Here is a 13,600-nt window from a genome sequence, read left to right as displayed (position 1 = left end):
GGCGCATGGGCCATCGAACGCCCTTTGCTTCCGCAACGATCGCCGTCCTGGGCATTGCCTTCGCGCACCCATGCGAAGCCCGGTCGAATCCCCAGGCTAGCGGCACTCGGCCGGCAGGTAGCTCGGGTCGATGTCCGGGCTCTCGCAGGTCCAGCTGATCACGCCGTCGTGGCCCTCGGCAATGAAGGCCAGTTGCCTGCCACGCAGAGGCGCGGGGGCGTTGCCGCCGAAGGTGGTGACCAGCGCCGTGCCTTCCTCCATGGCCTGGACCTCGAAGCCGGCCAGGTTGGCGCTGGCGTAGGCGCCGGCTTCCTTCAGCCCGGCCTCGCTGTTGTCCTGCGGCCAGGCGCGGTTGCGGCCGATCGCATCGAGCACCTGCTGCTTGAGCGGTTCGGCCTGCAGCAGCGCGCTGGCTACCTGCGCGCGCATCACGTAGGCCTGGTAAGCGGGCCCCGCGATTGCCAACACGATGGCGGCGAAAGGCACAACCATGACCAGCCAGAACACCAGCTTGGGCGGCCTGGATCGGCTCTGGCCGGTCTGTTGCCAGCGGGCCAGCCAGGTCAGTTGCCCCTGCAGGTAAAGCGTGTTGAAGAAGAACAGCGTGATGCCGCCGATGCGCATGGGGACCCGGTAGCCCGCCATCACCCGGCGGATCGTCCCGGCCATCGCGAAATAGGCGCCCAGGAAGAGCAGCACATAGACCAGCTCCAGCAGCCAGCCGAGGCGTTCCATGGTGGTCGCCGGCGCGTCTTCGTCGAGCGGTGCGCCGTTGGCGGCAAGGAAGTAGCCGACGAAATAGCAGGTCAGCGCCGCGCCCATCATCGCCGTGGCACGGCTGTCGGGGTCGATCCGGCGCACCCAGTTGGCCTGGATGAACGACCAGACGATGGCGAAGATGCCCAGCGTGACCACACTGAGCAGGAACACCCAGCCCCAGTGCATCGAAGGCGGCGTCGGCAGGGAGGCGCGATCGGCCACTTCCCTGTGCCACTGCCCCGCGTCCCGGTCCACGAGGTCGGGCATCGTATCGGTGCGTTCCATCGTTTTTCCCCCTGTCCGGGGCGCAGATTAAGCGCGCCACTCCGAACGCCGCAAGCGATCGTGCCCGGCGGCGAATGGACTGCTATCGTGATGGGCCGCCCCCATCGATTCTTGAGCCCGTGATCTCCCGAGACCAATTCGACGCGCTGGCCGCCCAAGGGCATACGCGCATTCCGCTGGTGCGCGAGGTGTTCTCCGACCTCGACACGCCGCTGTCGGTGTACCTGAAGCTTGCCGACGGCCCGTACACGTTCCTCTTCGAATCGGTCGAGGGCGGCGCCACCTGGGGCCGTTATTCGATCATCGGACTGCCGGCCCGGCGCGTGTACCGTCTGCGCGGCCACGAGCTGGAAGTCGAGGACGCCGGCGAGATCGTCGAGCGCCGCCATCTCGATGATCCGCTGGGCGAGATCGAGACGCTCCGCGCGCAGTATTCGGTACCGCGCCTGCCCGAGCTGCCGGCCTTCACCGGTGGCCTGGTCGGCTATTTCGGCTTCGAGACGATCGGCTACATCGAGCCGCGCCTGGCGCAGTGGGACCGGCCCGACGAGCTGGGCACGCCCGACGTGTTGCTGATGCTGGCCGAAGAGGTCGCCGTCTTCGACAACCTCAAGGGCCGCCTGTACCTCATCGTGCACGCCGACCCGTCGCAACCACAGGCCTACGCGCAGGCTCAGCGCCGCCTCGACGCGCTGGTCTACCGCCTGCGCCAGGGCGGCGCGGCCTACCCGCAGCTGACCCAGTCCACTGCGCTGGATGAAGGCGACTTCAAGTCCTCCTTCACCAAGGCCGAGTTCGAGGCGATGGTGGAGAAGGCCAAGGAATACATCCGCGCCGGCGACATCTTCCAGGTAGTGCCCTCGCAGCGATTGAGCGTCGGCTTCAATGCGCGGCCGGTGGACGTGTACCGCGCGCTGCGTGCGCTCAATCCCTCGCCGTACATGTATTTCGTCGATGTGGGCAACACGCAGATCGTCGGTTCCTCGCCGGAAATCCTGGCACGCCTGAAGGACGGCAAGGTGGTCGTGCGCCCGCTCGCCGGCACGCGCAAACGTGGCGCCACGGACGAAGAGGATGCGGCACTGGAAGCCGAGCTGCTCGCCGATCCGAAGGAACGTGCCGAGCACGTCATGCTGATCGACCTGGGCCGCAACGATATCGGCCGCATCAGCGAGACCGGCACGGTCGAGGTGAGCGAATCGTTCGTGATCGAGCGCTACTCGCACGTCATGCACATCGTCTCGCAGGTGCAGGGCAGCGCCCGCCCGGGGCTGTCCTACATGGACGTGCTCAAGGCGACCTTTCCGGCCGGCACGCTGTCGGGCGCACCGAAGATCCGCGCGCTGGAGATCATCCAGGAGCTCGAACCCTACAAGCGCAACATCTACGCCGGCGCGATCGGCTGGATCGGCTGGTGGGGCGACGCGGATACCGCCATCGCGATCCGCACCGCGGTGATCCAGGACGGTCGCCTGCACGTGCAGGCCGGCGCCGGCATCGTCTACGACTCCGACCCGGCGGCGGAGTGGGAGGAGACCATGAACAAGGGCCGCGCGCTGTTCCGCGCGGTGGCGCAGGCGGCCAAGGGGCTGTGAGGCGCATGGCGCTCGCGCTGGCCGCTTTCGCCGGTGCGGCCACGGCAGCCGCGCCGACCTGGCCGGATACCCCGCTCGCGCGCGTCGAAGCACTGGCGCTGCTGCAGACGCTCAACGCCGACCTGCTCAGCCACCCGAGCGCGACGCTGACGCTGGAGCGCTGGTGCCAGGCACACCATCTGGCCGACCCGCCGACTGTCCATGCGCGTCGCGATCGCGACGCGGCCAAGCTGTTGCCCGACGACCTGCGCCGCGCGCTCGGCCTAGCACAGGACGTGCCGGTGCGCTACCGCAGCGTGCAACTGGCCTGCGGCGAGCATGTCGTGTCGGAAGCGGACAACTGGTACGTGGCCGGTCGCCTCACCGACGCGATGAACCGCCAGCTCGACACCAGCGACACGCCCTTCGGCAAGGTGGTGGCGCCGCTGCGGTTTAGCCGTCGCACGCTGTCGGCGCAGCTGCTGTGGTCGCCGCTGCCGGTCGAATGGGAAACACGCGGCCTGCCGCCGGTCGGCCCGCGCCCGCTCGCGGTGCCGCACCAGGTGCTGCAGCACCGCGCGCTGCTCGTCGATGCGCAGGGCCGGCCCTTCAGCGCGCTGGTGGAGACCTACACCGACCAGGTGCTCGCCTTCCCGGCGCCCGCGCGGGAACACCACGGCGACTGACTGCGCAGGCCGTTGCAGGTCGCAGGGCCTGCGACCGCGGCCCGCTATCATCCCTGCATGGCTGGACTTCCCCTCGACGACCTCACCCGCGGCCTTGCCGTGATCCGCGCCAGCCGCCTGGAGGCGCTGCTCGATCCGCTCGTGCAGTTGCTTGACGCAGTGCCGCCGGCCAACGTGCTCGCGCCGCAGACGGTGATCGCCGCGCATCCGGGCATGCGCCAGTGGCTGTCCGGCGCGCTGGCCCGCGCGCGCGGGCCGGGCGGCATCGTGGCCAACCTCGACATCCGCCTGCCCAGCGCCTGGCTGGACGACCTGGCCCGCACGCTGCTGGGCGAGTCGGCGGTGGCGCTGGCGCCCTACCGGCGCGAGCGGCTGCGCTGGCGCATCCACGCCATGCTGGGTGAGATCGACGACCCGCAGGTGCGCGGCTACCTCGCCGGCGGCGACCCGTCGCGCCGGCGCTACCAGCTCGCCGACCGCCTGGCGCGGCTCTATTCGCAGTACCTGGTCTACCGGCCCGACTGGCTGCGCGCCTGGCAGGTCGGTCGCGACGACGTACCCGAACACACTTTCCTTGCGCCGCTGTGGCGCGCGCTGCGCCGCGCGATCGACAAGCCGCATCGTGCCGAAGTGCTCGGCGATTTGCTGCACACGCTGCAGCGCGACCCACCCGCCAGCCTGCCGCGTGAACCGCTGCACGTGTTCGGTATCAGCCACCTGGCCCCGGCCGAGCTGGCGGTGCTCGCCGCGGTGGCGCGGCACCGGCTGGTGGTGCTCTACGTGCCCGATCCCTGCCGCGAGTACTGGGCCGGCCTGCGCGGCGAACGCGCCCAGTTGCGCGAGCTCGCACGCCGGCTGGACGAGGGCGCGCGCGAGGAAGGCTGGTTCCTCGAGCGCATGGGCCACCCGCTGCTCGCCGACTGGGGCCGCCTGGGCCAGCACTTCATGCTGGCGCTCTCCGGCCAGGCGGAGATCCGCCTGGACGTGCGCCACTGGCGCGACGAGGACGCGCACGCGCCGCCCAGCCTCTCGCTGTTGCATCGGTTGCAGGAAAGCATCCGCCGCCTCGATCCCGCGCTGCTCGAGCCCGGGCAGGGCGACGCGATGCACGACCGTTCGCTGCGCGTGCATCTGTGCCACACCCGCCTGCGCGAACTGGAAGTGCTGCGCGACGTGCTGCTCGACGCCCTGGCGCGCGACCCGACGCTGCAGCCGGCCGACATGGTGGTGATGGCGCCGGACATCGGTGCCTACGTGCCGCTGCTGCCGGCAGTGTTCGGCCCGCCCGGTCGCGCGCACGGGCCGCTGCCCTACCACCTGGCCGACGTGGCGATGGCGCGCGTGCATCCGCTGCTCGCCGCGTTCGATCGCCTGCTCGACACGCCGCAGTCGCGCCTCACCGCGCCGCAGGTGCTGGACCTCCTGCAGACGCCGCCGATCGCCGCCGCGCTGGGCCTGGACGAAAGCGCGGTGGATCTGCTCGGCCAGTGGCTGGGCGAAGCGCGCGTGGCCTGGGGCCTGGACGGCGACTGGCGCGAGGCCTTCGGCGTGCCCGGCATCGAGGAGTACACCTTCGCCTGGGGCATGGACCGCCTGCTGGCCGGCTACGTGATGGGCGAGGACGCGATCGCGACCTTGCCCGACGGCGAGCTGTCGCCGGTCGCCGGCGCGCACGGCCCGCAGGCCGCCGCGCTCGGCGCGCTCGACCGCCTGCTGCAGGAACTGGCGGCGCTGCATCGCGATGCCGCCCATCCGCGCAACGCCTCGGCCTGGGCCGCGCGGCTGGAGCTGCTGCTCGACGGCCTGTTCCGCGTCGACAGCGGCGACCATGCCGGGCGCGAGGCGCTCGGCCTGCTGCGCCGGATGATCCGCGCGACCGTCGCCGAAACCGAAGACAGCGGGCTGGATCCGGAGCTCGACTTCACCGTGGTGCGCGAAGTGCTGCGCGAGCGTCTCGCCGCCACGCCCGAGCGCCAGCGCTTCCTGCTCGGCGGCATCACCTTCTGCGGCATGGTGCCCCAGCGCGCGATCCCTTTCCGCGTGATCGCGGTGCTCGGCCTCAACGACGGCGAGTTTCCGCGCAGCGCCAGCGACGCCGGCCTGGACCTGATGCTGCGCCACCCGCGGCTGGGCGACCGCGACGTGCGCAGCGACGACCGCTACCTGTTTCTGGAAACGGTGATGGCCGCGCGCGACGCGCTGCACCTGTCCTACCTTGGCGAAGGCGTGCGCGACGGCAAGCCGCGCAACCCGGCCGCACCGCTTGCCGAACTGCTCGCCCTGCTCGATGCGCAGACGGGGCTCGCCGACGTCGCCGCCGATGCCGACGACAAGGCGCGCGCCGAGGACCCGGCCGCGCCGATCCGGCGCCCGTGGCGGGTACGTCATCCGCTGCAGCCGTTCGATGCGCGCTATTTCGACGGCAGCGACCCGCGGCTGTTCTCCTACCAGGCCGCGTTCGCCGCGATGGTGCCGGGTGGCCGCCGCGCCGGCTTCCTGGTCGGCACCGACACGCTCGACGTGTTGCCGCTGGAAGCCCCGGTGCCGCTGCGCGGATTGATCGCCTGGTACCGCGATCCGGCGCGGCAACTGCTGCGCGGACGTCTGGACGTCCGCCTGGACGCACTCGACGAGGACCGCCTGCGCGAGAGCGAGCCGCTGGAACCGAGATTCGAGGCGCTCGACCGGGTCGGCCGGCGCCTGCTGCTCGATGCGCTCGAGGCCGGGCTGGTGCTGCCGGCCGAGCCGCCCGAGTGGCTGCGCCTGACCGGCGTGCTGCCGCCGGGTCGCAGCGGCATCGCGGCGTGGGCGGCCGAGCGCGAGCGCGCGCAGGCGCTGCTGGAGGTCGCGCGCGAGCATCCGCTGTTCGCCGACGGCCTGCCGCCGTACCTGCCGCTGGCGCTGGAACTGGAGGTCGCCGGCGCACGCATCGAAGGCGAGCTCGGGCGCGTCCACCAGCACGCGGGAACGCGCTGGGTGTTCGAGCTCTTCGTCGGCCGCAAGGAGAGCGAGCTGGGCTTCCGCGAGCGCCTGCCGCTGTTCATCGAATGGGCGCTGCTGCGGCTGGTCACGCCCGCGCCCACGCCGGTGCGCCTGTGCCTGCTCGCCGAGGGCGAACATCCCTGGCAGGAGCACATCAACGCTTGGGACGAGTCGCTACTCGCGGCACCGGCCGAGGAGCAGGCCCGCCTGCGCGCCGACCTGGAATCCCGCATTGCCGAGCTGCTCGCGCTGTGGCGCGAGGCCCAGCGCCAGCCCGCGCGCTACTTCCCGCGCACCAGCTGGGCGGTGGCGCAGTGCCTGAGCGGCGACAAGCCGCCCAACTTCACCGCCTGGCTGGGCAACGACCGCAGCCACGGCGAGTGTGACTATGCGCCCGGCTACGCGCGCCTGCTCGCCGGCGACGTGCGCTTCGAGCCGGGCCAGCCCGAGTACGTGGCGCTGCTGGACACCGCCGCGCGGCTGTCACGGCTGCTCGAGCTGGGAGCGCCTGCATGAGCGCATCGCTGCGCGTGCACGACTGGAGCGAACTGCCGCTGGCGCACGCGCCGGGGCAGGGCGGCCGCTGCCTGATCGAGGCCAGCGCCGGCACCGGCAAGACCTGGACCATCGCGGTGCTGTACCTGCGGCTGCTGCTGGAGCAGTCGCTGAGTCCGCGCCAGATCGTGGTGACCACCTTCACCGAGGCGGCCGCGCAGGAGCTGCGCGAACGCCTGCGCGCGAAGCTGCGCGCCGCCGAGCGGCTGGCACAGGCGCCGGGTGCGCCAGAGAACGGCCCCGACGAGGCCTGGCTGCAGGCGCGCTGGGCCGCCGATCCGGCAATGGCCGCCGCCGACGCGCTGCGCCTGCGCCTGGCCCAGGCCGACCTGGATCTTGCCCCCGTCGGCACGTTGCACGGGCTGTGCCGGCGCATCCTCACCGACTTCCCGTTCGAATGCGGCAGCGCCTTCCGGCTCGGTGAGTTGGTGCCCGGCCGCGCGCTGGACGACGAACTGATCGACGACCTGTGGCGGCAACTCGGCCAGTCCGCCGGCGAGCTCGCGCCCGGCGACCTCGCGTGGTGGCAACAGGGCCTGGACAAGCTGCGTCGCACGCTGCGCGCGGTGATGCGGCCGGGCGTGCGCGTGCGGGTGGAACCCGACGGCGCGATCGAGGAATTGATGCAGCCGGCGCAGGCGCAGGCGATCCGCGACTGGCTCGGCGACGGCTCGCAGTTCAAGCGCAGCAACAGCGCGCTGCTGAGCGCGCTGCGCAAGCTGGCCGACTATCTCGAGGCCGGGGACCGTTCGATCCCGTTGCCGGACCTGTCCGACGCCCTCGGCAAGCCGCTCGACTCGCAACTCAAGCCGCCCTTCGTGGAGGCGGCGCGGGACAACGACGTGCTCGCCTTCGCCCATCGCGCCGCGGCCGCGCTCGCCGACCCGCACTTGCCCGCCCGCAGCGCCGCGCTCGCGCGCTACCGCGACGAACTGCTGGCCCGCCGCGACGCCCGCCTGCACGAACGCGGCCAGCTCACCTTCGACGAACTCATCGTTCAGGTGCACCGCGCACTGGCCACCCGCGGCGGCGTGCTCGCCGACCGCCTGTTCCGCGAATGGCCGGTCGCACTGGTCGACGAGTTCCAGGACACCGACCAGCAGCAGTACGCGATCCTTGACCGCATCTACCGCGACGACGCGGGCGCCAGGCGCGGACGGCTGGTGATGATCGGCGACCCCAAACAGGCGATCTACCGCTTCCGCGGCGGCGACATCCACGCCTACCTGGCCGCTCGGCAGGACATCGATGCGGAGCTGCGCCTGGACCGCAACTTCCGTTCCTCCGAGGCGCTGGTGCAGGGCTTCAACGAGCTGTACGCGCTGGCCGGGCCGGCGCTTTCGCAGCAAGCCGCGGGCGCGATCGCCTACGAGCCGGTCAGCGCCGGGCGGGCCGCCAGGGTGCTGCGCCATCGTGGCGAACCGGTCGCGCGCCCGCTCGCGCTGCACCTGTGCGCCGAGGTGCCGGTCAACAAGGACGCGCGCATCGCCTTCGCGCTGGACGCCTGCGCCAATCACGTTGCGCAACTGCTGGCGGACGACTGGAGCATCGACGGCAAGCCGCTGCGCCCGGGCGACATCGCGGTGCTGCTGCCGACCAACGACCACGTTGCCAGCCTGCGCGAGCGCCTGCGCGAACGCCATGTGCCGTGCGTCGGCGCCGGGCGCAGCAGCGTGTTCGCCACGGCGCTGGCGCGCGAGCTGCAGGTGGTGCTCTACGCGGTCGACCAGCCGGGCGACGAGGGCGCGCTGCGCGCGGCGCTGGCCACGCGCCTGCTGGGCGTGGGCCTCGCCGAACTCGCCGCGCTGCGTGAACGACCCGATGACTGGCAGCGCCACGAGCAACGCTTCACCCGCTGGCACCGGCAATGGCGCGACGAGGGCGTGCTGGCGGTGGTGCAGTCGCTGCTCCATCACGCCGCGCCCGCGCTGCTCGCCACGCCCGCGGGCGAGCGCGCGCTGACCGACCTTCGCCATCTGGGCGAACTGCTGCAGCAGGCCGAGGACGAGCATCCCGGCAGCGAGCAGTTGCTCGCCTGGCTGGCCCAGAAGCGCGGCGGCCAGGACGTGGCCAGCGACGACGCCGAGGAGGAACAGCAGCTGCGCATCGAGTCCGACGCGCGCCGGGTGCGCCTGATGACGCTGCACGCCAGCAAGGGCCTGGAGTTCCCGCTGGTGCTGTTGCCGCTGATGTGGGCGCAGGAGGGCCGCGAGGAAAAGCTGCCGCTGCGCTACGACCCGGCCAGTGGCGGGCGCGAACTGGTGCTCGGCGGTGCCGCCCACGCGGACGCCTGCTCGGAAGTGGCGGTGGAAGACCAGGACGAGCGCTTCCGCGTGCTCTATGTGGCGCTGACCCGCGCCGAGCTTGCCTGCCACGTGTACGTACTCGACCCGCAGCGCCCGACCAACGGCAAAGTGAAAGTAGCGCCGGTCGATCCTGCGCGCTCGGCACTGGATGCCACTGTCGAGCGGCTGCTCGCCGCGAACGTCGCCGCAGGCGCGCAACACATGGCCTGGCTGGCCGACGAGTGGCCCTGGCCGTATCCAGTGATCCCCGATGCGCCGCCACCGCCGGCGGATGCCCGCGAGGCCCTCGCGCCACCGGCTACGCGTCCCGTGCAGCAGTTGCACAGCTTCTCGACGCTGGCCAGGGTCGAGGCGATCGGCGCGCTGGAAGAGCAATCCGCGAGCGACGAGGCCGCTGCCACCGAGACACCCGAGATCGCCGACGAGGGCGCGCCGGACATGCTGCCGGCGCCCGCCGCTGGCGACCCCGCGTTGCTCGCGCTGGCGCCCTGGCGCGGCGCTGAATTCGGCAACGCAATGCACGCGGTATTCGAGCATCGCGAGGTCGGCGTGCCGGTGACCCGGCAGCACGCGCTGGTCGCGCGCTGCCTGCACGAGGCGGGCGTGCGCCGCGGCGAGGAGCCGGCCGAGCTGCTGGTGCGCAGGCTCGCCGCGCGCGTGCAGGCCACGCTCGATGCACCGCTCGCGCCCGGCCTCGCGCTCGGCGCACTGCCGGCCGCGGCGCTGCGCGCGGAGATGGCCTTCCACTACGTGCTCGATGCGGTCTCGCTCGATGCGCTGCGCGAGGCCTGCACGAGTCACGGCGAGCCGGCGCTGGTGCCGCGCGCGCCCTACGGTGTGTTGCGCGGGCTGATGACCGGCAAGATCGACCTGGTGTTCGAGCATGCCGGGCGCTTCCACGTGCTCGACTACAAGAGCAACTGGCTCGGCGAGCAACTGGACGCCTATGCACCCGAACGCCTGCCCACGGCGATGGACGCGCACCACTACCGCTTCCAGGCGTTGCTCTACACCGTGGCGCTGGATCGGCTGTTGCGCCAGCGCCTGCCCGGCTACCGGCGCGAGGCGCACCTGGGCGAGGCGATCTACCTGTTCGTGCGTGCGGTCGGCCTGGCGCCGGGGGCGGGCGTGTGGCGGCAGCGCTTTGATGAGGCGTTGCTGGACGCAGTCGATGGCGTGCTGGCGGCACGGGTGGGAGAACCGGCATGACGTGCCCCAATTACACAAGCCCGCCCGCCTTGCTCCCTCTCCCCTGCGGGGAGAGGGCCGGGGTGAGGGGCCAAGGCTTGCGGGGAGCTGAAGTGGAGCCGTGGCCGATCTTTCTTCGCCCGGTTGCGAGTTCCGGGCGAGCCCCGGCCCCTCACCCCAACCCTCTCCCCGCAGGGGAGAGGGAGCTTGTTTCGAGGCGGAGCCAGGCATGAGCCATTTCGACTTCCGCATCCGCGGGGACGAACCGATCGAGGCCGCCTGGCGCCCGCTCGATCGCACGCTGTGGCGCTGGGTGCGCGCACACGGCGGTTCGCCCCGGCTGGCGGCGCTGGCCGCGTGGGCCTCGTTCGCCGATGGCGCCGGCGATACCGCGCTGCCGCTCGTGGGCGAGGACGCCGGCCGCCATGGCCTGGAGCCGCTCGCGCGCGACGAGGTCGAATCCCTGCGCGGCGAAGCGCTGGTGAGTGATGGCGCGGGCGTCACCCCGTTCGTGCTCGACGCCGCCGGTCGCCTGTACCTGCGACGCAACTACGCCGACGAACTGGCGGTCGCGGCGCTGATCCACCAGCGCCTGCGTGCCGCAAAGCCGGCCACCGTTGCCGACGGCGCGCTTGACGTGTTGTTCCATGGCGAACGCGGCGCGGCGGTGAAGCGGCAGCGAGACGCCGTACGCGGCGTGGCCGGGCGGCGGCTGTTCGTGCTCACCGGCGGGCCGGGCACCGGCAAGACCACCACCGTGCTGCGCATGCTGCTGATGCTGCAGCACCAGGCGTCGCAGCCTTTGCGTATGGCCGTCGCGGCGCCGACCGGCAAGGCGGCGCAGCGCCTGCTGCAGTCGCTGCGCGCGGGCAAGCAGGGCCTGCTCGACCATCCGCGTGCGCCGCTGCCGGAGGACTGGCAGCCACTGCTCGAGCGCATTCCCGACACCGAGGCACTGACCCTGCACCGCCTGCTCGGCTACAGCCCGCGCAGCCATCGCTTCACGCGCGACCGCGAGCACCCGCTGGCCGCCGACGTGGTGGTGGTCGACGAAGCTTCGATGGTCGATCTTTCCCTGCTGCGCGCGTTGCTCGACGCGGTGCGGCCGGACGCCACGCTGATCCTGGTCGGCGACGCCGACCAGCTCACCTCGGTGGCCGCCGGCTCGGTGTTGATGGACCTGGTCGCCGTGCTGGAAGCCGAGCGCTCCCCCGCGCTGGTGCGGCTGGAACACAGCTTCCGCGCGGAGCGGCCGCTGGTCGCGCTCAACCGCGCGGTGCGCGCGGGCGACACGGCGGCGTTGGAGGCCACCCTGGGCGAGCAGGTGATGCGCCGACCGGTGGCCGGCGGCGCGACGCTGCGCCAGGCGATCGAATCATGGGCGGACGCGCTCGCGGCGCTGCCGATCCATCCGACGCTGCCGGTGGCACAAGGCGAGCCGAGCGATCCCGCGCAGGTGTCCACTGCGCTCGCGGCCTTGCGCGCGCTCGGCTCGCGCCAGTTGCTGTGCGCGCTGCGCGAGGGCGAGTTCGGCGCGCTGGCCGCCAGCGCGCTGATCGAGCAACGGCTGAAGCGGCGCTGGAACATGGCGGCCGATCGGGTCTGGTATCCCGGCCGCGCGGTGCTGATCACCCGCAACGACTACGCCAGTCGGCTGTTCAATGGCGACGTCGGCCTGTGCCTGGCCGACGCCGAGGGCCGGCTGCGCGTGTGGTTCGAAAGCGCGGGCGGCGACGGCCTGGCCGGCGCGCGCAGCTTCAGCCCCGGTGCGCTGCCGGCGCACGAAGGCGCGTTCGCGATCACCATCCACAAGTCGCAAGGTTCGGAATACGCCCGCGTGGCGGTGCTGCTGCCGCCCGATCCGGCCCATCGCATCCTGTCGCGCCAGTTGTTCTACACCGGCGTGTCGCGGGCACGGCAGGCGGTCGAGTTGTGGGCCGGCGAGGCGACCCTGCGCGCGGCGCTGGCGCTGCCGGTGCGCCGCGCCGGCGGTCTGGCCGACCGGCTTGCCGGTATACCGTCCGGCGGCGAGCCCGAACAGCTTGCATTGCTGTAGAGCGCACCTTGTGCGAGACCCGGACGCCACGGTCGCGCACAGGGTGCGCTCCTACAGGAGACGTTGTGTCTCTTCGGTCGGAGCGCCCTTGGGCGCGACGGCCACCTCCGCCGCCCGGCAGCGCTACCGGGTGCGCGTCACTCCGCCAGGAACGGCTGCGCGATCTTCAGCACCGCCTGGTACGGCTCCGGATCGTTGCGGTTGCTCAGCAGGATTACGGTCAGGTGCTGCCTCGGCCAGCGCACGATCACGTTGCGGAAGCCGATGCTTTCGCCGGAGTGCCACAGTGTGTCGCCGGTGATGCGCCAGCCGTAGCCGTAGCGGGCCTCATAGGGCTCGCCGACCACCGTCGCGTGCGGGCTGAAGGCGGCCTCGCGCGAGGCGTCGCTGAGCAGGCGGTCGTCGTAGAGCGCGGCATCCCATCTGGCGAGGTCGTCGATGTTCGAATAGATGCCGCCGTCGCCACGCGTGGCCGAGGTGACGCTCTGGTCGGTGCGCTGCCAGTGGCCGTCGATCTCGCTGTAGCCGTAGGCGCGGTTGGGCACCCGGCTTTTGGTAGACGTGGGGTCGTCGTGCACGTAGAGCAGGGTGTGGTCCATGTGCAACGGGGCGAAGATGCGCTGCTGCAGGAAATCCTGCAGTGCCAGTCCGGAGGCCTTTTCCACCACCAGCCCCAGCAGTACGTAGCCGGAATTGCTGTAGCGGTAGGCGCTGCCCGGCGCGAAGTAGCGGCGCGGGGTGGCCGAGAGCAGGCGCAGTACGTCCTGGTCGCTCACCTGGGTGGTCCGCTGCGGCGGGATCAGGTCCTCGTAGTCGATCAGCCCGCCGGTGTGGTCGAGCAGCTGGCGCAGGGTCACCTTGTCGGTCGTGGCCGGCAGCGAGGGCAGCCAGTGGCGGATGGAATCGTCGAGCGTGAGCTTGCCGTCCTCGGCCAGCAGCAGGATCGCCGCGGCGGTGAACTGCTTGCTGACCGAGGCGAGACGGAAGTCGGTGCCGGGCGTGACCTTCGTATGCTTTTCGAGGTTGGCCAGGCCGTAGCCCTTGCGCATCAGCGGCCTGCCGTCCTTGAGCACGAGCAGGGCGGCGCCCGGGACATCGCCCTGATACTTCTGCATAAGGTGGTCGGCGTTCTGCACGGCGTCGGTGGCCAGCGCCGGGCCGGAGCAGAGGATCGAGGCGAGCAACAGGGCGAGGCGCATGGCGTTCTCC

At 71.8% G+C, this 13,600-nt stretch carries 7 protein-coding genes; 5 read left to right on the top strand and 2 right to left on the bottom strand.

Annotated elements, in window-relative coordinates:
- Nucleotides 1-96: 96 nt before the first annotated feature.
- Nucleotides 97-1,044: a pilin gene (locus J7I44_RS06455; protein ID WP_209617650.1), complete on the bottom strand. Its 948-nt coding sequence runs from the start codon at nt 1,042-1,044 to the stop codon at nt 97-99.
- A 119-nt stretch (nt 1,045-1,163) separates the two neighbouring features.
- Between J7I44_RS06455 and trpE the strand changes: the two genes are divergently transcribed.
- The 5 genes from trpE (at nt 1,164) to recD (ending at nt 12,391) form a co-directional block, all read left to right on the top strand.
- Nucleotides 1,164-2,639, top strand: coding sequence for an anthranilate synthase component I (gene trpE, locus J7I44_RS06450; protein WP_209617649.1), 1,476 nt, complete (start codon nt 1,164-1,166; stop codon nt 2,637-2,639).
- A 5-nt stretch (nt 2,640-2,644) separates the two neighbouring features.
- Nucleotides 2,645-3,304 carry a hypothetical protein gene (locus J7I44_RS06445; protein WP_209617646.1) on the top strand — a complete coding sequence of 220 codons (660 nt, stop codon included), beginning with the start codon at nt 2,645-2,647 and terminating at the stop codon, nt 3,302-3,304.
- A 57-nt stretch (nt 3,305-3,361) separates the two neighbouring features.
- Entirely contained in the window at nt 3,362-6,802 is a 3,441-nt protein-coding gene (recC, locus tag J7I44_RS06440) for an exodeoxyribonuclease V subunit gamma (protein ID WP_209617643.1), read from the top strand.
- Nucleotides 6,799-10,356, top strand: a complete 3,558-nt coding sequence (locus J7I44_RS06435) for a UvrD-helicase domain-containing protein (protein ID WP_209617641.1) — start codon at nt 6,799-6,801, stop codon at nt 10,354-10,356. The genes recC and J7I44_RS06435 overlap by 4 nt, the downstream gene beginning before the upstream one ends.
- A 208-nt stretch (nt 10,357-10,564) precedes the next feature.
- Nucleotides 10,565-12,391 (top strand): exodeoxyribonuclease V subunit alpha, encoded by a 1,827-nt coding sequence (recD, locus tag J7I44_RS06430; RefSeq protein ID WP_209617638.1) that lies wholly within the window; start codon nt 10,565-10,567, stop codon nt 12,389-12,391.
- A gap of 137 nt (nt 12,392-12,528) precedes the next feature.
- On the opposite strand, the gene J7I44_RS06425 is transcribed toward recD, so the two are convergent.
- The gene (locus J7I44_RS06425) at nt 12,529-13,590 is read right to left on the bottom strand and encodes a serine hydrolase domain-containing protein (protein WP_209617634.1); all 1,062 of its coding nucleotides are present in this window, start codon (nt 13,588-13,590) and stop codon (nt 12,529-12,531) included.
- Nucleotides 13,591-13,600 lie beyond the last annotated feature (10 nt).

It is taken from the genome of Frateuria flava (assembly GCF_017837635.1).
GTDB lineage: Bacteria > Pseudomonadota > Gammaproteobacteria > Xanthomonadales > Rhodanobacteraceae > Frateuria_A > Frateuria_A flava.
Note: the sequence above shows the minus strand (reverse complement) of the source record. Positions and strands in the feature narration are given on the sequence as shown.

Coding starts and splice junctions, on each gene's coding strand:
- J7I44_RS06455 (WP_209617650.1), bottom strand. CDS start 1,044: ATGGAACGCACCGATACGATGCCCGACCTCGTGGACCGGGACGCGGGG.
- J7I44_RS06445 (WP_209617646.1), top strand. CDS start 2,645: ATGGCGCTCGCGCTGGCCGCTTTCGCCGGTGCGGCCACGGCAGCCGCG.
- recC (WP_209617643.1), top strand. CDS start 3,362: ATGGCTGGACTTCCCCTCGACGACCTCACCCGCGGCCTTGCCGTGATC.
- J7I44_RS06435 (WP_209617641.1), top strand. CDS start 6,799: ATGAGCGCATCGCTGCGCGTGCACGACTGGAGCGAACTGCCGCTGGCG.
- J7I44_RS06425 (WP_209617634.1), bottom strand. CDS start 13,590: ATGCGCCTCGCCCTGTTGCTCGCCTCGATCCTCTGCTCCGGCCCGGCG.
- recD (WP_209617638.1), top strand. CDS start 10,565: ATGAGCCATTTCGACTTCCGCATCCGCGGGGACGAACCGATCGAGGCC.